Origin of the sequence: Pseudomonas edaphica, assembly GCF_005863185.1 — a bacterium.
GTDB lineage: Bacteria > Pseudomonadota > Gammaproteobacteria > Pseudomonadales > Pseudomonadaceae > Aquipseudomonas > Aquipseudomonas edaphica.
The window spans coordinates 1-18,007 of sequence record NZ_VBVZ01000058.1 but is presented as its reverse complement, the minus strand read 5'-3'; the positions used below and the strand labels follow the sequence as shown (position 1 = coordinate 18,007).

Annotated in this window: 20 protein-coding genes and 1 pseudogene; 9 read left to right on the top strand and 12 right to left on the bottom strand. The window is 59.4% G+C overall.

Annotated elements, in window-relative coordinates:
* Nucleotides 1–718 (top strand): amino acid permease (locus FEM54_RS06230; RefSeq protein WP_138450024.1); only part of this gene is annotated, 718 nt, incomplete at its 5' end.
* A 100-nt stretch (nucleotides 719–818) separates the two neighbouring features.
* On the opposite strand, the gene FEM54_RS06225 is transcribed toward FEM54_RS06230, so the two are convergent.
* From FEM54_RS06225 to FEM54_RS06215, 4 genes are all read right to left on the bottom strand, one after another.
* Nucleotides 819–1,838: an alpha/beta hydrolase gene (locus tag FEM54_RS06225; RefSeq protein WP_138450023.1), complete on the bottom strand. Its 1,020-nt coding sequence runs from the start codon at nucleotides 1,836–1,838 to the stop codon at nucleotides 819–821.
* Nucleotides 1,839–1,853: 15 nt separating this feature from the next.
* Nucleotides 1,854–2,309 (bottom strand): GNAT family N-acetyltransferase, encoded by a 456-nt coding sequence (locus tag FEM54_RS06220; protein ID WP_138450021.1) that lies wholly within the window; start codon nucleotides 2,307–2,309, stop codon nucleotides 1,854–1,856.
* 257 nt (nucleotides 2,310–2,566) lie between these two features.
* Complete coding sequence (locus tag FEM54_RS33865) at nucleotides 2,567–2,743, bottom strand: hypothetical protein (protein ID WP_017137682.1); 177 nt, start codon at nucleotides 2,741–2,743, stop codon at nucleotides 2,567–2,569.
* A gap of 396 nt (nucleotides 2,744–3,139) precedes the next feature.
* Nucleotides 3,140–3,391: a hypothetical protein gene (locus FEM54_RS06215; RefSeq protein ID WP_017137683.1), complete on the bottom strand. Its 252-nt coding sequence runs from the start codon at nucleotides 3,389–3,391 to the stop codon at nucleotides 3,140–3,142.
* A 96-nt stretch (nucleotides 3,392–3,487) separates the two neighbouring features.
* On the opposite strand from FEM54_RS06215, the gene FEM54_RS06210 reads away from it, so the two are divergent.
* Both FEM54_RS06210 and FEM54_RS06205 read left to right on the top strand, forming a co-directional pair.
* Nucleotides 3,488–4,273 (top strand): AraC family transcriptional regulator, encoded by a 786-nt coding sequence (locus FEM54_RS06210; RefSeq protein WP_138450020.1) that lies wholly within the window; start codon nucleotides 3,488–3,490, stop codon nucleotides 4,271–4,273.
* A 183-nt stretch (nucleotides 4,274–4,456) separates the two neighbouring features.
* Nucleotides 4,457–5,821, top strand: coding sequence for an ArnT family glycosyltransferase (locus FEM54_RS06205; RefSeq protein ID WP_138450018.1), 1,365 nt, complete (start codon nucleotides 4,457–4,459; stop codon nucleotides 5,819–5,821).
* Nucleotides 5,822–6,043: 222 nt separating this feature from the next.
* On the opposite strand, the gene FEM54_RS06200 is transcribed toward FEM54_RS06205, so the two are convergent.
* Nucleotides 6,044–6,469 carry a helix-turn-helix domain-containing protein gene (locus tag FEM54_RS06200; protein WP_017137689.1) on the bottom strand — a complete coding sequence of 142 codons (426 nt, stop codon included), beginning with the start codon at nucleotides 6,467–6,469 and terminating at the stop codon, nucleotides 6,044–6,046.
* Between the two features lie 81 nt (nucleotides 6,470–6,550).
* Between FEM54_RS06200 and FEM54_RS06195 the strand changes: the two genes are divergently transcribed.
* From FEM54_RS06195 to FEM54_RS06180, 3 genes are all read left to right on the top strand, one after another.
* Nucleotides 6,551–7,042 (top strand): DUF2938 domain-containing protein, encoded by a 492-nt coding sequence (locus FEM54_RS06195; protein WP_138450016.1) that lies wholly within the window; start codon nucleotides 6,551–6,553, stop codon nucleotides 7,040–7,042.
* 172 nt (nucleotides 7,043–7,214) lie between these two features.
* Nucleotides 7,215–8,285 (top strand): NAD(P)/FAD-dependent oxidoreductase, encoded by a 1,071-nt coding sequence (locus FEM54_RS06185; protein ID WP_138450014.1) that lies wholly within the window; start codon nucleotides 7,215–7,217, stop codon nucleotides 8,283–8,285.
* A 238-nt stretch (nucleotides 8,286–8,523) separates the two neighbouring features.
* The gene (locus FEM54_RS06180; RefSeq protein ID WP_138450012.1) at nucleotides 8,524–8,823 is read left to right on the top strand and encodes a putative quinol monooxygenase; all 300 of its coding nucleotides are present in this window, start codon (nucleotides 8,524–8,526) and stop codon (nucleotides 8,821–8,823) included.
* A gap of 105 nt (nucleotides 8,824–8,928) precedes the next feature.
* Here the strand turns inward: FEM54_RS06180 and FEM54_RS06175 are convergent, their stop codons facing one another.
* A complete protein-coding gene (locus FEM54_RS06175; protein ID WP_017137695.1) occupies nucleotides 8,929–9,825 on the bottom strand; it encodes a LysR family transcriptional regulator in 897 nt (298 codons plus the stop codon).
* Nucleotides 9,826–10,145: 320 nt separating this feature from the next.
* Between FEM54_RS06175 and FEM54_RS06170 the strand changes: the two genes are divergently transcribed.
* The gene (locus tag FEM54_RS06170) at nucleotides 10,146–11,000 is read left to right on the top strand and encodes a DNA/RNA non-specific endonuclease (RefSeq protein WP_138450010.1); all 855 of its coding nucleotides are present in this window, start codon (nucleotides 10,146–10,148) and stop codon (nucleotides 10,998–11,000) included.
* A 258-nt stretch (nucleotides 11,001–11,258) separates the two neighbouring features.
* Here FEM54_RS06170 and FEM54_RS06165 read toward each other — a convergent pair whose 3' ends face one another.
* From FEM54_RS06165 to FEM54_RS06150, 3 genes are all read right to left on the bottom strand, one after another.
* Entirely contained in the window at nucleotides 11,259–11,564 is a 306-nt protein-coding gene (locus tag FEM54_RS06165; RefSeq protein ID WP_138450008.1) for a hypothetical protein, read from the bottom strand.
* 220 nt (nucleotides 11,565–11,784) lie between these two features.
* On the bottom strand, nucleotides 11,785–12,846 hold the full coding sequence (locus FEM54_RS06155; protein ID WP_017137699.1) for an ATP-binding protein: 1,062 nt from the start codon (nucleotides 12,844–12,846) through the stop codon (nucleotides 11,785–11,787).
* On the bottom strand, nucleotides 12,843–13,592 hold the full coding sequence (locus FEM54_RS06150) for a response regulator (protein WP_138450006.1): 750 nt from the start codon (nucleotides 13,590–13,592) through the stop codon (nucleotides 12,843–12,845). Before FEM54_RS06150 ends, FEM54_RS06155 begins: the two co-directional genes overlap by 4 nt.
* A gap of 387 nt (nucleotides 13,593–13,979) precedes the next feature.
* Between FEM54_RS06150 and FEM54_RS06145 the strand changes: the two genes are divergently transcribed.
* Nucleotides 13,980–14,756, top strand: a complete 777-nt coding sequence (locus FEM54_RS06145) for an ABC transporter substrate-binding protein (RefSeq protein WP_138450004.1) — start codon at nucleotides 13,980–13,982, stop codon at nucleotides 14,754–14,756.
* Nucleotides 14,757–14,896: 140 nt separating this feature from the next.
* Here the strand turns inward: FEM54_RS06145 and FEM54_RS06135 are convergent, their stop codons facing one another.
* The 3 genes from FEM54_RS06135 to FEM54_RS06125 are packed head-to-tail and all read right to left on the bottom strand — an operon-like array spanning nucleotide 14,897 to nucleotide 17,625.
* Complete coding sequence (locus FEM54_RS06135) at nucleotides 14,897–15,523, bottom strand: helix-turn-helix transcriptional regulator (RefSeq protein ID WP_017137702.1); 627 nt, start codon at nucleotides 15,521–15,523, stop codon at nucleotides 14,897–14,899.
* On the bottom strand, nucleotides 15,523–16,656 hold the full coding sequence (locus tag FEM54_RS06130; RefSeq protein ID WP_017137703.1) for an NAD(P)/FAD-dependent oxidoreductase: 1,134 nt from the start codon (nucleotides 16,654–16,656) through the stop codon (nucleotides 15,523–15,525). The genes FEM54_RS06135 and FEM54_RS06130 overlap by 1 nt, the downstream gene beginning before the upstream one ends.
* Nucleotides 16,657–16,677: 21 nt before the next feature.
* On the bottom strand, nucleotides 16,678–17,625 hold the full coding sequence (locus FEM54_RS06125; RefSeq protein WP_138450002.1) for an ornithine cyclodeaminase family protein: 948 nt from the start codon (nucleotides 17,623–17,625) through the stop codon (nucleotides 16,678–16,680).
* A 195-nt stretch (nucleotides 17,626–17,820) separates the two neighbouring features.
* On the opposite strand from FEM54_RS06125, the pseudogene FEM54_RS06120 reads away from it, so the two are divergent.
* Nucleotides 17,821–18,007: pseudogene (locus FEM54_RS06120) on the top strand (ShlB/FhaC/HecB family hemolysin secretion/activation protein); the annotation flags it as partial.

The window sequence follows — 18,007 nt, the reverse complement described above, 5'->3', positions numbered from 1 at the left end:
CAGCAACCCGGCGCAGAATATCGCCCGGGCGACACGTTCGGTGATGTGGCGCATCGGCGTGTTTTACGTGTTATCGATCTTCGTGGTTATTTCCGTGGTGCCCTGGAATGACCCGTTGCTGGCGTCGGTCGGCTCTTATCAGCGTGCACTGGAGTTGATGAACATTCCCCATGCCAAGCTGCTGGTGGATGTCGTCGTGTTGATTGCGGTGGCCAGTTGCATGAACTCCTCCATCTACATTGCTTCGCGCATGCTGTATTCACTGGGCAAGCGTGGGGACGCGCCAGCCTTGATGAAAAAGACCTCGGCACAGAGTGTGCCCAGGGCTGCGGTGATCGCCAGCACCATCCTGGGCGCTGGCGTGACCTTGCTCAGTTACTTCATGCCGGCTGGGCTGTTCCAGTTTTTGCTGGCCAGTTCGGGCGCCATCGCCTTGCTGGTGTACCTGGTGATCGCCGTTTCACAATTGCGCATGCGCAAGGTATTGCAACAGCGCAATATTCTGCTGACGTTCAAAATGTGGCTGTTTCCCTGGCTCACCTGGGCGGTAATTGTATTTATCTGCTGTGCATTGGCGGTGATGCTTTTAACGCCCGAGCATCGCTTCGAGGTGTCTTCGACGATCGGCCTGGCCTTGCTGATTTCACTGATCGGCGTCATCACCGCGCGGGAGCCCCACTCTGTACAAAAACCGATTCCCGCCGTCTCGCGCCCATGAAAGCACGGTCGGCGCACTGTTATTGGCTTATCCAGGGGGGAGTGGTTTTTTTGCCTGCGATTTACGTAATAGACACTTCGGTGTTTTTTTGTCTCGACCGTCACCCGAGTTTTCTACCCAGCAGCCAAGTGCTTATAGCCTCAACCAGTTCCGTCTTGCACTCCACCGGCAACCAATGCCCGCCGGACAAGCTGGTTACGCTGAGGTCTGCGCAAGCCGCACGCATGGGGTCGCCCAACCGATTGCCCTTGATGGTATTCATCGGGTCGTAGTCGCCGTTCACAAACAACACGGGCAATGACAGGCGGCCGCCATCGGGCGCTCGGTGCGCATAGTCGATATTGGCATCGTCGTTCAGATACCACGCGCAGGGCGCGCGGAAACCATGCGCTTCGAAACTGCGTACCAGTGCAGCGAAGTCCGCCTGCGGCCATAGCGCCAGGTCTGGTTGGGTGGGTGGCGCCCGATGCGCCTCGCCAAACCGTCCACCTTTGCGGGTCACTTCGGCATTTGACGTCACTTTGGAGATATTCGCCGGGTCGCCTCGCCGATAAATCGACGCCAGCGATGCGGCTTTATCCGCATCAAGATCAGCGACAGCAGACGCAAAGTGCGTGTTGTAGTAGCGGTAGTAATCCCATTGACCGTCAGGGTACTGGTCCGCCGGATAGAGCGTTCGGTCCACCAGCGGGACGAGCGTGGGCAGTGCATTGGTGCTCGGGAAGTACGGCACCGACACCAGCACCACGCCACGGCTGCGCTGCGGTTGATGGGCGGCCAGTTCACCTGCCACCACGCTGCCCCAATCATGGCCCACCCAGATGGCGGGTGCCCCACCGAGATGCTCATGCAGCTCGGCCATGTCGGCCACGATGTTTTCAAGGGTGTAGGCGTTGATGTCGGAGGGCGCAGAGGAGCCACCATAGCCGCGCATGTCGGGTGCAACGCAGTGCCAGCCTTGGGCAGCGAACGCCTCGATCTGCGCGCGCCAGATCAGGCTTAGTTCTGGCCAGCCGTGCAGGAAGATCATCAACGGCCCATCGGCCGGGCCCGACTCCAGATAGTGCGTGGTATGGCGGGGCGTGCTGTAAAAACGCGAAGTCAGCGTGGAAGTGGTCAAAGGAAATCCTCCTGATTAGCGCACGAACTTTACATAGACAAGCTCAGGGTCATGCTCATCAAGGTTCTCGATTCGCCCGCTCGGTATAAACCCGGCCTTGGCGAGCATGGCCTGGGACGCCAGGTTGGAGGCGTTGGTTGACGCAAACAACTTGGGCGTTTTGCACAACGCTTCTGCGCCCGCCAATAATTGCAGCGCCAGACCCTGGCGTTGATGTATCGGCGACACAACCACCAGCGCAACAAAGTCGTAGCTGAAAAACTCATCAGTCAACACCAGGTAGCCCGCGCATTCACCGGCAATGACGACGACCAGGCATCGCTGGCTAATTACCGCGTCATGGATAAACACGTGTCGATGAGCGTGGGCTGTGGCGTAGGCGTCCAACTCCACCAGGGCGCGCACGTCATCAGGCGTGGCCTGGCGGATTAGCCGGCTCTCAGGGGCCGGCGGGTGTCGGTCTTGGGCCATTGGAATCACCGTTGGGGCGAATGGGTAAGGTATTAGTGTTGAAGGCGTTTGCAGTGTTCAAAAAAAGAACAGCGGGCAAGTGCATCAGCAGCATACAGCCAGCGCTGGCCTTGAGCGCCTCCTTGGCCAGCGCTTTGCTGTCAGCGTGTCAAGCACCAGGCCTGACGCGCAATGCCAGGAAGACCGGGCCGTCCTGGAAGGTACTGGCTTGCAGCTCATCGAGTGGATTGAGCGTATTTGTTCGCACCCCTGGGTTGCTAACGTGTGGAGGTATCAACCTGGTAGTCGATGTAATCTGTCGAGACGATGGTGCTGGTCGTGTTGGCGTCAGGTGTCCAGGTGAAATCCAGGACTCTTGCGGCTTTGATCTGCTCCTGCGAGACGGTGGCCTGGGTGGTAGTGGTAGCGCCTGACTGCTGCAAGTCGTCGTTCATGATACTCATCCTTAAGTAAAGTGCGTGCTTGAATGCGGGTCGACATGGCCCGAAGCGTATGACTGCCGTCATAGCGCTATTTTTCTACAGCGCAAGCGTGCTTCATTTTTTATGCTGTGTGGATAAACAGTGGTCTGAGTTTTGTCGCCTCGCAACTGTGGCGAGGGAGCTTGCTCCCGCTGGGGCGCGAAGCGGCCCCAAAAATGGGACTGCTACGCACTCCAGCGGGGCCAATCGCCCTCGCCACGGGTCAGTGATTGTCAGCTCGAACGCTTAACTGGCTGGCATTACGTAGGCTGGGTTGTTTTAACTCAGCTGCGCGCCGCCATCCGCACGTGCGTATTGCGCCAGCAGATCGGCCGCATCCTGGTAGCAACCCGTCCGCCAGTCGTGCGCTCAATACTGATCCACCAGGCGCTGCAACTGCGGGTCTCGAATCCTGAACACCTCGAACAGCCCAAGGGCACGTAACGCCGGGAGCAACGCCAGCAGGTCCTGCTCGGCGACGGTTCGCAGGTGTGCATCGGTGTTTGGATCACACCAGGCCTGGGCATTCACCAGAAAGGCTCCGACGCTGCCTTTGCGGATCACAACGCCGTGGCGTTCAGTCTGGTTCTGGTCATCGGGCAACAGTTCTTCGGCGCGCATGCGGTGTATTCCTGGGAGTTGAGGCTGCGACTATAGACGCACCCATGTGGCCTGGGTACGCTATTGAAGACAATCAATAGTCCGCTAAGGCCACTTATGTCCGCTCCGCTGATTCCCACTTCGGTATTAACGGCTGTCGATGACCCGCTGGTTGTCGCCGTGGTCCGAGTGGGCGCTGAACCGCGTATCACCGAACGCCATTGCCATGCGCGTGGGCAGTTGCTGGGCACACGCCAGGGCTTGTTATCGGTGGACGCCGGCGTCAGCCAGTGGGTGGTGCCGGCGACCCATGCGGTGTGGATCCCGCCGAATGTCGCCCATGGCGGGCGCTCCCATGGTCCCTTCGCGGGGTGGAGTGTCTACGTGTCGCCGCAGGGCTGTGTCGAGCTGCCGGATACGCCTTGCATCCTGGCCACCTCCGGCCTTTTGCGCGAGGCGGTGATGCGCGCTGCCGCCTGGCAGAGCCCTGAACTGGATGCTGCGCAGCAACGCTTGGCCGGGGTGATTGTGGATGAGATTCGAACCTTGCCGCGTGTGACCCTGGGCTTGCCGATGCCTCAGGATGCGCGCCTGCGCAAGATCGCTGAGGCGCTGTCCGATTGCCCGGATGACGAGCGCCACCTGCAGGAATGGGCGACATGGGCGGGCATCGCCCCGCGCACACTGACGCGTCGCTTTGCGCTGGAAACGGGGTTCAGTTTCACCGCGTGGCGCCAGCGCGTGCGTTTGTTGCGCGCGTTGGAGAGGCTGGCGGCGGGTGTGCCGGTCACGCGTGTGGCGCTGGAGTTGGGCTATGACAACGTCAGTGCTTTTATCGCGCTGTTTCGCCGCACGTTTGGGGTGACGCCTGGGCGTTACTTCACAACGCATGAGAGTTTATGAGTAAAAAATCAATACCTGAAGTTAGTGGTTTGCACTTTTATTGATGATTATTCAGCTGTTGTTCAGGCCGAATTAAACTGAATAAACAGGGCGTATAACCTTTACAACTCTTTACCTTTGCAGTCTGGATGAGCGAAAAAACAACATGCTAGCCTGCGCGTTTTCGACAGGCAGCAGGCGCGCATGAAAAGGCTAAAGGAACTGGCTGTAAACAAACCCTGTTCAGCTATATTTATACTGGCGTTTATTGTGTTGGCTGTCCTGCAATACAAACCGGCCGTGCTCAACTACACCACACGCTTTGTCGACTTTGCCGAGTATATGCTCGCCCATGGCGTGACACTGTTTCCCATTGCTGATGACCTGCAGCCATACCCCGATTACACGGTGCTCAATACACTGCTTGTGTACCTGGTTTCCTTGCCGTTTGGGCGTGTATCCATACTGTCGATGGGGCTGCCTTTTTGCGTGGCGGCTGCCTTGATGCTGGTGTTTATTTACAAGCTGGGTGCCCTGCACGAAAAAAAATGGGGCGCCTATGCGGTGGTCTTTGCGCTGTTTACCTGGTCATTTCTGGACGGCGTGAATTCCTTGGCGCTGGACATCTACCCGGCGTTGTTTACCGTGATGTGTTTTTACCTGGCTTATGCGGGCCAACTGCACCCGCACCGTTTTCATGTGCTGCCGGTACTCCTGGGCCTGGCGCTGGGCTTTGCCTTTCGTGGCCCTATTGGCCTGATCGGCCCGGCGGGCGTGGTCGCCTCCTATTATCTGTTAAGTCGACAATGGCGCCTGCTGGTGGTGTTCTGCTTGCTCGCAGGCCTGGTGCTGGCCGCAGGTATCACAGTGCTGAGCGGCGCGGCCTACCTGCAAGGTGGGCAGGCTTTTGTGCAAGAGGTGCTGGTTATGCAAGGCTTGGGGCGCTTTGGCGCTGATCACGCCCCGCGTTATTACTTCTACTTCTCTGCAGGCTTGCTCACCTATGGCGTCACAGCCTTTATCGCATTAAACGTGATCATCAAGAAGGGCAAACACTTCTTGGATCGCTCGCCGGCGCCGGCCACTCAGATGCTGCTGTACCTGACGGGTTGGTTATTGGTAGTGATCGTACTGTTCACGATTCCAAGTTCCAAGAAAGCGCGTTACATTCTTTCGATTACGCCGGCGATTTCATTATTGGCCGCGTATATCTTCGTGGATCGCAGCCAGCGCTTTGCAAGTACCCGCGACAAATTGCTGAAGTTCTGCCTCAACTTACCTATGGTCGGCCTGGGCATGCTGTTACTTGCCTTCCTCTATGGCGTGTTTGCAGCGACGCCGCTGCGGCCTAACTATCTTGGCGCGTGTGTCGGGTTGATCAGCCTTATTGCCATTCGCCCTTGGGTGACGTCACGGTTTCATGTACATCCACACCGGGAGTTCGTACTGTTGTGTTTTGGTGCTGCCGCCTTCCTGGTCTTGGATATGTTCTTCTTCAATTCGATTACTTACCACCTGGAATTGGCCGATGAGCCGACACCCAAGTTTCTGCCTTATTGGTTCTGGTAGGGTATGTTCGCAGCCGGACCCGGAATCAAGCCAAACAAAAAAACGTCATGCGCCAACCTCAGTCGAGCATCGGGTGGTCGTTCAGGCGGGTGTTCAGGAAGTAGCCGAATAGCAAGGCGATCATCATACCCAACCCCGTGACTGGAAAATTGCAGGCTGCCTACTGCGCTCCATGGCTTTATCGAGACCTTGATCGGCTGCCTGCAACGGGTCAACTGAACACTAACGTGTCAGGCTCGCGCCCGCGTGCCTGGCACGCTTGAACGCCCCCGCGGCGGCAATGTCGAGTAACCGCCGAAAGTTCGGGCATTGCGCGTGGTCGGGAGCAGGGCAGGCCGCAGCGTGGCGCAAGCCGCGGCTCATGGCTTGCAGTTGTTTGACCGTCGCGTCGAGTTCATCGGCCTTGGCCAGCAGCAGCGTTCTGTCCACCGTGGCCTGGCCATTGGGGGACAGCATGGCCTGTATCTCGTCCAGCGACAGGCCGCCCGCCTGACCGAGGGCGATCACCGCCAACTGCTCAATCACCGCCGCGCCAAACTGACGGCGAGCGCCGGGCGGGCTGATGGAGGTGATGAGCCCTTTCTTCGCATAAAAACGCAAGGTGTGAGCCGGCACGCCCGTGCGTTTGACCACCTCAGTGATATCCATTAGCAGACCCTTGACTTGAAGTTGACTTCAACTTCTATGATGCCTGCGCAGGTTAAATGGGTCCATGAATTAGAGGTCGATATGGCATCGCTGCACGTGGCTGCACAGGTAATTTTATTGGGGGCCGGGGCTACGGTCGTGATGGATATGTGGATGCTGTTGATGAAGGCACTGAAGGTGCCCACGCTGAATTTCGCCTTCGTGGGGCGCTGGGTCGGGCATGCGTGCCACGGGCAGTTTGCGCATCGCAGCATTGCACAAGCGCCGCCCGTGCAGGGTGAGGTGGCCCTGGGCTGGATCGCGCACTACGTCACGGGGGTTGTGTTTGCGCTGTTGCTGGTGGGGATAGAAGGAATCGCCTGGTTGCAGGCGCCCACATTCATGCCGGCATTGGTGCTGGGTATCGCCACCGTGGCTGTCCCGCTGTGTGTGATACAGCCTGCCATGGGCGCGGGGTTTGCCTCCTCCAAGACACCCACGCCGAGCAAGAACTGCCTGCGCAGTCTGATCAGTCATGCGGTGTTCGGCGTGGGCCTTTATCTGGCTGGAGTATGTTCCAGCCACTGCTGGTAAGCGACGCGGCGGATGTGCGCGACTTCGCCGATACTTCATACTTGTGCCGCTACTCAAAGCGTCAAACCGGGGTTTCACGTTCCGGCTATCGCAGGCATCAGCATGCGGCAAGCGGGCAGGGTTGATCTGCGGCCCAGGGAAGAAGCAAGTACCAGGCAAGGGAGTTGTTTTAATGAACCAATACGATCTGATTATTGTGGGGGCCGGCATTCATGGTGCGGCTTTGGCCTATTACAGCGCCAAGGCCGGGCAGCGCGTGATGCTTATTGAAGAAGCCCGGCCTGCCAGCGGTGCCAGCGGCCATGCCTTTGGGTGGATCAATGCCAGTGCATTGATTGAACCCGTGCAGCATCTGGCGCAAAACGTGATGGATGATTACCACCACCTTCAGGCTGCGTTGCCATCGTTCCCGTTGCGTTGGTGTGCAGAATTGACCTATGGCGTCTGCCCGGAAAATCCCCAAGCATCAGCAGCGGGCCTGAACCTTTCTTCCCTTCAACCGCGTACGGTTTCGCAGGCTGAAATCCGAGCACTGGAGCCCAATCTTGCTCACCCGCCTCTTCACGCCCGTTATACGCAGGCGGCAGGGATCATCTCGCCGGTCGAAGCCATTGAGTGCCTGGTTCTGGCCGCTGAAGGCTTTGGCGCACGGGTAGTCTGCGATTGTGCAGTCAGCCAGTTGCTCGTTGAAAATGGCCAGGTTGTGGGCGTCAGTACGCAGGCAGGCAATTGGTATGGCAAAAAAACGGTACTGGCTGCGGGCTTGGGAGTGCTTGATCTTTTAGTTGGCCAAAGCCTGCATCTGCCCATTCGACCGTCTCCGGCGATTCTGTTGAAGTTTGAAGTGGCGCAGGCGCTGCTCAATGGCATTGTTTCGAACGCCGATATGGAGGCTCGTCAAGGCGACACCTGTACGCTGATTGCGGCTGAAGACTACATCGACAATACGCCCGAAAATGGCCCCGCTGCCATTGGGCTCAGAGCCCTTGAGGCCATTCGTGGGCAGTTGAACGGTGCACAATCCATCGCGCTGAAGTCCGTAGCGGTGGGGTGGCGACCGCTGTCTGACGACCACCTGCCTATTGTGGGGCCAGCGGGCGACGACGGCGGGCTTTATATCTTGAGCGCCCATCCAGGCTTGACCCTGGCGCCCACCCTGGCGCGGCTCTTGAGCGAAGAGCTGATCACCGGCGTCGCGTCGCCATTGCTGAGCAACTTTCGGCCGATGCGTTTTCGGGTGTGAGCGTCAGACCTTGTACCGTCAGCTGCCGTTTCAATCACTTTCAACATTCCATTGAAAGTCTATGCGCCCCGAGCGGATGGCTAACGCAGCCGGGGTTTCATTACGCTGGGTTTCTTCTTAACCACCTGCGGCGTATATCAACATGGTATTTAAAAACCTCATCACTTCTACGGGTGTGACGCTGCTTGCGCTGTTGATTGCAGGTTGTGCGAGCCATTCCCCTGACGGAGCGACCCCTGTGTCAAAACCCTTGGTTTCCATCGCCGTACTCAAAGCCAAACCTGGCAAACAGCAGGCACTCAAACACGGCTTGCTGGCCCTGGTTGCGCCAACGCACACCGAGCCCGGTAACCTCGACTATGTGCTGTTTGAGCTGCGCGACGCCCCCGGCACCTTCTACATGCGTGAGTCGTTCAAGGACCAGGCGGCCCTCGATGCGCATTTTGCCACGCCGTACTTCAAGCAATTTGCAGCCACGGCCGACGACTTGCTTAGCGAGCCGCTGCAGCTGATTTTCCTTGAGCAAGTGTCGAACTGAGCCATTCGTCATCTTGCACCGTTATCGACCTAACGGTGGTGCGACGCTGGACCTGTGGCAAGCAGGCTTGCCACAGTCAGAGTGTTCGTCCTTTCGCGCTGCAGATCAGTGCGTGCCGTTGCCGGCAAACATCTGTTTGGCGTGTGCAAAACACTTCTCGGCGATGGCCGAGCGCGGTTCGGTCTTGCGCATCACCAACCCCAGTGGCGCGAGCACGCTGGCGTCCGGCAAGTTGATAAAGGCGAGGTTCTCGATCGGGTTTTCCATGCCACTGTCCAGCGGCATGATCGCGCAGCAAAAACCTTCGTGGATCGCCTGGAACAACTGATAGGTCGAGTCGCTTTCGAGAATGGGCTGCGGGTCGAGGCCACGGCTGCGGAAACTCAGGTCAATGGATTTTCGATAATGCATGCCGTTGCTGATCATCCCCAGGGGCAACTGCGCGGCATCTTCCCAACTCATTTCGGTGCCTTCGAACTGGAAGTGGCGCGTGTCGTACAGCAGGCCGACGCGGGTTTCGCCCAGTTCAAAAACCTCCAGGTAATTGGGGTTTACGTGGTCCAGGTAGCACACGCCCAAATCCAGTTGATTGGTGCCCAGGGCTTCGATGATCTTGTCCGAACTCATGGACGACAGGCTGAATTTGAGCTCTGGAAACGTCTGGGACAGACCTTGGATGTAGCTGATCGAGTTGAACCCGCTGAGCGGTACCAGCCCCAGGCGCAGGCTACCCACTAACTGCCCGCGACACGCCGCCGCTTCGGCAAACAAACCGTCATGGGCGGCGAGCAGGGTTCTGGCCCAGGCCAACACGCGTTCGCCGGCCTGGGTGAAGCCTTCGAAGCGCTGGCCACGGGTGACCAGCTCCAGGCCCAGCTCATCCTCCAGATTGCGCAGGCGCATCGACAGGGTCGGCTGGGTGATATGGCAGCGCGCAGCCGCCTGGCCGAAGTGCCGGGTCTGCTCCAGCGCGATCAGGAATTTGAGTTGCTTGATGTCCATTTAAAGCCCCAGCCTGGGAATAAGTGAGCGGTCAGGATAAGTGCCCGTGCCTGCACCCGCAGCAGACCCTCTCATTGTAAGGCCTGCGTGTCCAATCACCTGCATTGAAGTGATCCTCACCAATGGATCAAAAGCAGAGCAGCCACCTGATGTAACGCGATCTGAATGTGGGCTTGCGCGGCGTGATCGGTTTTTTTAGCGCCCACTGAAACCTGTACGCAATTTGAAACGTTTAAGTGGTTTAATGTTTATGTCGGCTTGCGATGGATCGCAGCCGCCGACAGACCTTCTGTCATTGAATCATCCCAAGGAGCTACACCATGCATGGAAGTATGAAGTCCAAACACCTCGCGTTTCTGTTGATCCCGCTGGTTGCCGCTTGTACCACACCGGATAGAACCCGTGAGTCGGCCGTCACACCGCAAGCCCAGCCCCAACAGGCCTGGCAGTTCGACAACTGCTCGGTCGGCTGCCCCAGCGGTGGCAGCCCACTGACGCTGAACCGCCAGGCGTACACCCTGAACAATAATGGCTCGACCAAGTTTGCCAACTGGGTGTCGTACAAAATCACCAAGACCACCCCCGCCAGCGGCCGCGCGCGCGACTGGCAGACCGACCCGGACATTCCGGCCGGCGAAACCCTCGACCCGGTGGATTACAACGGCGCCAATGTCGCGCTCAAAGTCGACCGTGGCCATCAGGCCAACCTCGCCTCGATGGCGGGGGTAGCCGATTGGCAAAGCCTCAATTACCTGTCGAACATCACCCCGCAGAAGTCCGACCTCAACCAGGGGCCGTGGGCGCACCTGGAAGACCAGGAGCGCAACCTGAGCAAGCAGGCGGGGATCGACGCGGTGTATGTCGCCACCGGGCCGCTGTATGAGCATTTTGTCGGCACGCTGCCGGGTACGAACAAGGTGCACACCATTCCCAGTGGCTACTGGAAAATCATCTTTGTCGGCAGCTCGCCTGAAGGCGGAATGTACGCCTCGTTCGTCATGAACCAGGAAACGCCCAAAGGCGCGAACTTCTGCGATTACCAGGTGCCCGTGAGTCAAATCGAAGAGCGCTCCGGGCTGACGTTCTGGAGTGATCTGCCGCAGGCGGTGCAGGCCGCGTTGAAGGTCAGGCAAGGGCAGTTGCCGGGGCGCATTGGGTGCAAGCAAGCGTTGTAATAGTTAAGGATCCGTATCACTTCTGTGGCGAGTGAGCTTGCTCCCGTTGGACTGTGCAGCAGTCCCTTTTTTCAGGGCCGCTTCGCAGCCCAGCGGGAGCAAGCTCCCTCGCCACAGGTTACCGGTGCAGATACTGGCCTTTACTGTCAGCTTCGCTCGGCCTTCACTTAGTCCAGGCGTAGTTCACGGACCTGAAGAATCTGCTGATCAAAATTGACTACGATGATTGCGCAAGGGCTCGCCAGCAACCTGCGCTTATCAACACAGATAGCGGTTGCGTGCTTCTCTGAGCAGGTCACGCATTTGGTCGACGCGCAATAACAGCGTCATTTGCCGCTCATCGACGATAATCTCCGCCACGATCAATGCGCAGATCATCGGTGCGGTCACCAGCCAGTGCTCGTAACACTGGGTGGCCAGCGATATGAAGATGCCTGTAATCCACAACGCCAGCACCCACTTCGGGGCACGCCGTTGCAGCGGCACCCAGAAACGCTGCAACCTTTTCAAACGGGCCGTGTGCAGCCTTAACGAGGCTTCGAGTCGGGACACGTCATTGCTCATTTATACACTCGCTCAACGGTACGGGCGCAGCCTGGGAGCGTGGTTCCCAGCCAAGACAGGTTGACCCGTTCGACTTCTATCCAATGCTCGCCGACAGGTTTTGTGCGGCAGCTTTTAAACGCAATACACACCTGCTTTGCGTCCAATAAAGCAAAGTGCCGATAACGGGGCGGGCGCTTAAACACCGAAAAAAACATACGCATCACCGTGCCTCGCCCAATCAAACGTGCCAACTGAGTTCAAACAGCGTGCCGCCGTTTTCCATACGCCGGCAGGTCACGGCGCCGCCATGGGCGAGGGCGATGGCACGCACCACGGCCAGGCCCAGGCCACTGCCGCCCTGGGCGCGTGAGCGGGAGTTTTCACCGCGTTGGAAGGCGTCAAACAGGCGCGCGGCAAAACCTTCGTCGATGCCGGGGCCGTCGTCGCGCACGCGCAGGTAGTTGAAGCCGTCGCGGGTGCTCAGATGGACGATGACATTGCCCGGTGTCGCGTGCCGCCGAATGTTATCCAGCAGGGCCAGCAAGGCCTGGCGAATGCGCGCCGGGTCGCAGCGCATCGTGCGGCGTTGCAGGTCCAGTTGCAGCACAAAACCTGCGGCCACCAGGCTCGGTTCGAACAACCGTACATCGTCTTCGATGCCTGTCGCCAGGTCGGCTTCTTGCAGGTTGAGTTCCAGGTAGCCACTGTCGGCCAGGCCCACCACGCGCAAATCCTCGATCAAGCGCGTCAAGCCTTCGACCTGGCCCAGCAGGCTATAGAACTGCGCGGTGTCGGGTTCGAATACACCCTCGGCCAACCCTTGCAGGCGCCCGCGCAGAATAGTCAGGGGTGTGCGCAGTTCATGCGCAATGGCGGCATTCCAGAACGCTTGCTCCTGCGCCATGCGCTGCAAGCGTTTGGCCATGCTGTTGAAGTCATTGACCAGGATCGCCGCTTCGCCGATCGACTGGTCACCGGCAACGGCCTGTACGTCCAGGTCGCCGTCGGCCAGTTTGCGCAGGTTCTCGGCCACGGAGTTGAGCGGCATCAGGATTCGCCGCGACAGTTTCAGCGCCACAATCGAGCCCACCGCCAGGCTCACGCACGTGGTCAGGCCCATCCACACCCATTCAGCCTTGGCCGGCAGCCAGGCATCCACTTCGGCGTCGGTGAGCGGCCAGTAGGTCCACAGCAATGCGTAAAAAATATACGAGCCGATCACCGCCAGGGCGATCACGCACAGCACCACGGCGCACATCGACAAGATGATCTGGCGGCTCAGGCCATTGAGCCCTTTCACACCATGCTCCCGAACCGATAGCCGACGCCACGGATACTGGTGGGCACACCCTGCACGCCGAGGTCTTCGAGCTTGCGCCGCAGTTTGCTGATATGGCTGTCGACCGTGCGCTCCAGGCTGTCGCTTTCCGGTGAACACTGGGCCAACAGCTCGGCGCGGGTGAACACCCGTTTCGGTGCCTTGGCCAGTTGCGCCAGCAGCCTGAATTCGGTGACGGTCAAGGCCAGCGGCACTCGGCGGCCGACCAGCGTCACCGTGGCTTCGTAGCTTTCCAGGTCAATTTCAAACGCGTCCACCCGCAGCACCGTGGGGCAGGCGCGGTCGCGATAAGCGATGGAGCGGCGCAGTACCGCCTGGGTGCGCGCCACCACTTCGGCGGGGTTGAACGGCTTGACGATATAGTCGTCGGCGCCGATGCGCAGGCCCATGAGCTTGTCCATGTCCTGGTCTTGCGCGGTCAGCATGATCACCGGCGTATGGCCGCGTTGGCGCACTTGCGCGAGCACTTGCCAGCCATCCACGTGGGGCATCAGCACGTCCAGCAACATCAGCTCCGGCTTGAGCGCCAGGTGCATGTCCAGCGCCTGTTGGCCGTCACGCGCGTGGGCGGTGCGAAAGCCGCTGCGTTTGAGGTAAGCCTCCAGAATGTCGGCGATTTGCGGCTCATCTTCGGCAATCAGCACGAGGGCCTGGGGTTCTCTGACGCAGTCCGGGCGGGGCATCGATGCAACGGGGAAATCAGTCATGGTCTGCTCGGTGAATACGCGGCGAGCCTGTGCATCCCTGCGCTCGTGCTTATCTGCCTTATCGTGGCTGCCGGTCCATGGCCACGTTTGCCAGTAGTGATCATAGCTTCTGGGTGAGGGTGCTGACCTCCAGAGCAGGAATCATCGTGTTCTCCTGGTAAATCTACGCAACGGTGAACGCAAGTGTGCGCAACCAACGTGCGCATTCATGGGAGGTTTTGTGGAGAAACGATGGAGGCGGGCACTAATTTGTGCCCGAGCGCGTAGGAGGCGGGATGGATTGACGGATAATACCTAAAAGTCCAATATGGAATTATAAGTACAAAAAGCCTATGCCTCTCTTTCTTCACGCTTGCCAAACCAACAACAACTTGCGAGATAACGACCATGAAGAAACCCGCGCTGATCGCTGCACTGGCCCTGGGCCTGTTTGCTTCAAGCCATGTGCTGGCCGCTGAGAAAACCTTGCGTATCGGCATTGAGGCGGCCTACCCACCGTTCGCCTCCAAGACCCAGGACGGCAAGATCGTCGGGTTCGACTACGACATCGGTAATGCCTTGTGCGCGCAGATGAAGGTCAAGTGCGTGTGGGTGGAAGGTGAATTCGACGGCCTGATCCCTTCGCTTAAAGTGAAGAAAATCGACCTGGCCCTGTCATCCATGACCATCAACGAAGACCGCAAGAAATCGGTGGATTTCACCCACAAGTATTACTTCACTTCCTCGCGCCTGGTGATGAAGGACGGCGCGGTGGTGGATGACCAGTACGCCAGCCTCAAGGGCAAGACCATTGGCGTGCAGCGCGCCACCACCACCGACCGCTATGCCACCGAGGTGTTCGAGCCCAAGGGCATCAACGTCAAGCGCTACAGCAATAACGAAGAGATCTACATGGATTTGGCGGCGGGGCGCCTGGATGCGATTTTTGCCGACACCATCCCGTTGAGTGACTTTTTGTCGATGCCACGCGGCAAGGGCTACGCCTTCGTCGGGCCGGAACTCAAGGACCCCAAATACGTGGGCGAGGGCGCCGGGATCGCAGTGCGCAAGGGCAATACCGAACTGGTCAGTGAGCTGAATACGGCCATCGACGGCATCCGCGCGAATGGCGAGTATCAGAAGATTTCACAGCAGTATTTCAAGTCCGATATCTACGGCGACTGAGGGTGTAACAGCAACAGTAAAGCCATACTCGGTCACATGTGGGAGCTGGCTTGCCTGCGATGCAGACACCTCGGTACATCAGGAATACCGAGTTGATGCCATCGCAGGCAAGCCAGCTCCCACAGTTGATGAACGATCGCTCAGCCCTTCAATTCCTTAAGGTGCTTGTACACCGTCGCCCGGCCCATCCCCAGCACATTCGCCACGTAGTTCGACGCGCTCTTGCCCTTGAACGCGCCCTCGGCATGCAATGCCAGCACCAGCTCACGCTTATGGTCGCGGGTCAGCAGGTTCAGGCTCAACTGACGTTCACGCATCCAGGCATGCAAGAAGGTGTTGATGCGCTCCTGCCAGTCATCACGAAACAGTGAATCCGGCTGTGGGATCAGCTTGCTCGGTGACAGGAACAGGTCCAGCGCCGCCTTGGCGTTTTCGAACAACGAGATATTCAGGTTGATGCACAGCACCGCCAGCCGACGACCTTTGTGGTCATGCAGCACCGTGCTCAGGCTGCGGATTTTCTGACCGTCCCAGTTGAGCTTTTCGTACGGGCCGATATTCACTTCGCGGATGTCATCGCTGAGCATGTCCTCCAGCGACGAGTCGTCACCAATGGCGCGTTTCGACAGGTTGTTGGCGATGTAATCGACCTTTTGCGTGCGCAAGTCATGCAGCACCACTTCGGCGTGGGGAAAGAACAGCGTGGCGATCGCATCGGCGATCGCCCGGAAGTTCTGCACAACGTTTTCTTGTTCAGCAATGCTCATCAATGCGGCTCCAGGCGGACGGGCGAGAGCATACCAGCGTCCAGGCCAAACCGCGTCAGCGGCTCCGGCAACGGTGCGCCGCGTACCAGCGCCGCGCTGGCCTGGCCCATGGCCGGTGAGGTCTGGATGCCATAACCGCCCTGCGCCGCGACCCAGAACAGCCCCGGCACTTGCGGGTCGAAGCCCGCGAGCAAATCACCATCAGGCACAAAACTGCGCAGCCCGGCCCAGGTGCGGGTAGGACGGCGGATGGTCAAGGTGGTGGCTTCTTCGATCTGGTAAATGCCCATGGCAATGTCCAGTTCTTCGGGCTGTACATCCTGGGGTTCGACCGGGTCGGCGTTGGCCGGTGAGCCGAGGAACATGCCCGCGTCAGGCTTCATGTAAAAGGCTTCGTCGAGGGCCACCAGCATCGGCCACCCATGCGTGTCGACACCCTCTGGCCCGGCGAAGATAAACGCCGAGCGCCGTTTGGGCTGCAGGCCGATGGACGCCGCGCCAGCGAGGCCGCCGATCTGATCGGCCCAGGCACCGGCAGCGTTGATGATGATCGGCGCGGTGTAGGTCGCGTCCTGGGTGCGCACCTGCCACAGGCCGTCGGCGTCACGGCTCAGGCCCAGTACAGGGCTGTCGGTACGCACTTCGCCGTGATGGCGACGGATACCACGCAAATAACCTTGGTGCAGGGCATCGGTGTCGATGTCGCTGGCGGTCGGGTCGAAGATGGCGCCGTGGACTTTTTCACGACGCAAAATCGGCAAGCGTGCGCACGCCTCATCGACACTCAGCCGTTCCACCTGCGCCACCGTGGCCTTGGCGCTCTGGTATTGACGCTCCAGTTCCGCCGGGTCGCCGCTGAAATCCACGGTGATCTCCCCGCGTGGCGTCAGCAACGGGTGCTCACAGAAGCCTGCCGGCGGGTTATCAAAAAATGCACGGCTGGCCAGGGTCAACGCGCGCACTTGCGGTGTGCCATACGCCGCGGTGTAGAGCGCCGCCGAGCGCCCGGTGGAGTGATAGGCCGGGTGGCTTTCGCGCTCCAGCACCAATACTTTGCCATGCTGCGACAACCAGAACCCAGTGGATGCACCGGCAATGCCGCCGCCGATGATGATGAAGTCTGCATGGCTCATAAACATCTCCTTAAACAATGGTTAGCGCTGGGTTTGGTACAGGGCATTGGCCAGTGCGACGTCTTCCAGGCCCAGGCCGATCGAGCGGAAAAACACGTGGCGGTCATAGTCCGGGCGCTGCGCCATATCACTGAGCAACTCCGGCAGGTCGCCGATCACGGCGCGCTTGTCCCAAGCGTGTTGCTCGGCGGCGATCAGCATCTCACCGGCCGCGCCCGGCGTGGTCTGGCGATAGTCGCAGAACACATGCATGGCGTGCAGGCTGGCGGGTGGCACTTCATGGGCGCGTGGCGCATTGGTGCTGATGGAGGTGATCAGCGCTGGCTTGCGCAAACGCGCCGGGTTGAGCACCGGGCCGGCCGATGAGGTACACAGCAGGATCACATCGGCGTCTTCCACGGCGCTGTCACAGCTGTCGGCCAGGGTCAGGCGCGGGTCCAGGCCTTTGAGGTGGGCGAGGGTGTCGACGCTGGCGTGGCCCAGGCTCGGTGAATACAGGCGAATCTGCTGCCAGTCGCGCAGGTTGCGCACGTAGTGCAGGTGCGCTTGCGCCACCTTGCCACTGCCGATAATCGCCAGGCGCCGCGCGGCAGCAGGCGCCAGCACGTCCACCGCCAATGCAGTGGCGGCAGCGGTGCGCGCGGTGGTCAGCTCGGCCGCATCACACAGCATCAGCGGCTGGCCGCTGTGCATCGACATCAACAACGTCCAGGCCGTCACCAGTGGGCCTTGCTCGCGCACGATGTAGGGCGACGTCTTGACGCCATAAACGCCCTCATCGGCCAGCACGCCCAGGTAGTTGATAAAGTCGCCGGCCCCATGCGGGAACTCCACCAGCTGCTGCGCCGGCTGCACCGCCAGCCCGGCCGCCAGGTCGCGGAACAGCTTGTGCAGAATGTGGGGCACATCGACCTGGGTGAGCAATTCACGGGCCTGGGCCTGATTCATGACAAGGGGCGTGCTGGACATGGCAATCTCCGCAGATAAACTAATTTGTCCATTATGGACTTTTTGTTATTGCGGGCAATATCAGAATGAAAAAAGTCGGGGTGCCGGTTGTTTTATCGCTATTGAATAAACTCACACATTTAATTGACGCCACTATATTGCCACCCTATGATCCATGCCCGTTGATGGCACAACGCCACACAGAGGGATCTAGACATGTGGCGTTTGGAACGCCGGACCAGGTTTTGCCTGCTGTCCGTTTTTTTCTGCCTGGGTACCGCCGGATTAGCGCACGCCGCGCCCCCGCAGAGCACCCCCGGCATCACCGACCTGATCCGCGACCGTCAGGACCGCCTGCTCGAAGAGCAGCAGCGGCGCCTCGAAGAACTCAAGGATCTGCCCG

Coding starts and splice junctions, on each gene's coding strand:
- FEM54_RS06220 (WP_138450021.1), bottom strand. CDS start 2,309: ATGGCCCAAGACCGACACCCGCCGGCCCCTGAGAGCCGGCTAATCCGC.
- FEM54_RS33865 (WP_017137682.1), bottom strand. CDS start 2,743: ATGAACGACGACTTGCAGCAGTCAGGCGCTACCACTACCACCCAGGCC.
- FEM54_RS06215 (WP_017137683.1), bottom strand. CDS start 3,391: ATGCGCGCCGAAGAACTGTTGCCCGATGACCAGAACCAGACTGAACGC.
- FEM54_RS06210 (WP_138450020.1), top strand. CDS start 3,488: ATGTCCGCTCCGCTGATTCCCACTTCGGTATTAACGGCTGTCGATGAC.
- FEM54_RS06205 (WP_138450018.1), top strand. CDS start 4,457: ATGAAAAGGCTAAAGGAACTGGCTGTAAACAAACCCTGTTCAGCTATA.
- FEM54_RS06200 (WP_017137689.1), bottom strand. CDS start 6,469: ATGGATATCACTGAGGTGGTCAAACGCACGGGCGTGCCGGCTCACACC.
- FEM54_RS06195 (WP_138450016.1), top strand. CDS start 6,551: ATGGCATCGCTGCACGTGGCTGCACAGGTAATTTTATTGGGGGCCGGG.
- FEM54_RS06185 (WP_138450014.1), top strand. CDS start 7,215: ATGAACCAATACGATCTGATTATTGTGGGGGCCGGCATTCATGGTGCG.
- FEM54_RS06175 (WP_017137695.1), bottom strand. CDS start 9,825: ATGGACATCAAGCAACTCAAATTCCTGATCGCGCTGGAGCAGACCCGG.
- FEM54_RS06170 (WP_138450010.1), top strand. CDS start 10,146: ATGCATGGAAGTATGAAGTCCAAACACCTCGCGTTTCTGTTGATCCCG.
- FEM54_RS06165 (WP_138450008.1), bottom strand. CDS start 11,564: ATGAGCAATGACGTGTCCCGACTCGAAGCCTCGTTAAGGCTGCACACG.
- FEM54_RS06150 (WP_138450006.1), bottom strand. CDS start 13,592: ATGACTGATTTCCCCGTTGCATCGATGCCCCGCCCGGACTGCGTCAGA.
- FEM54_RS06145 (WP_138450004.1), top strand. CDS start 13,980: ATGAAGAAACCCGCGCTGATCGCTGCACTGGCCCTGGGCCTGTTTGCT.
- FEM54_RS06135 (WP_017137702.1), bottom strand. CDS start 15,523: ATGAGCATTGCTGAACAAGAAAACGTTGTGCAGAACTTCCGGGCGATC.
- FEM54_RS06130 (WP_017137703.1), bottom strand. CDS start 16,656: ATGAGCCATGCAGACTTCATCATCATCGGCGGCGGCATTGCCGGTGCA.
- FEM54_RS06125 (WP_138450002.1), bottom strand. CDS start 17,625: ATGTCCAGCACGCCCCTTGTCATGAATCAGGCCCAGGCCCGTGAATTG.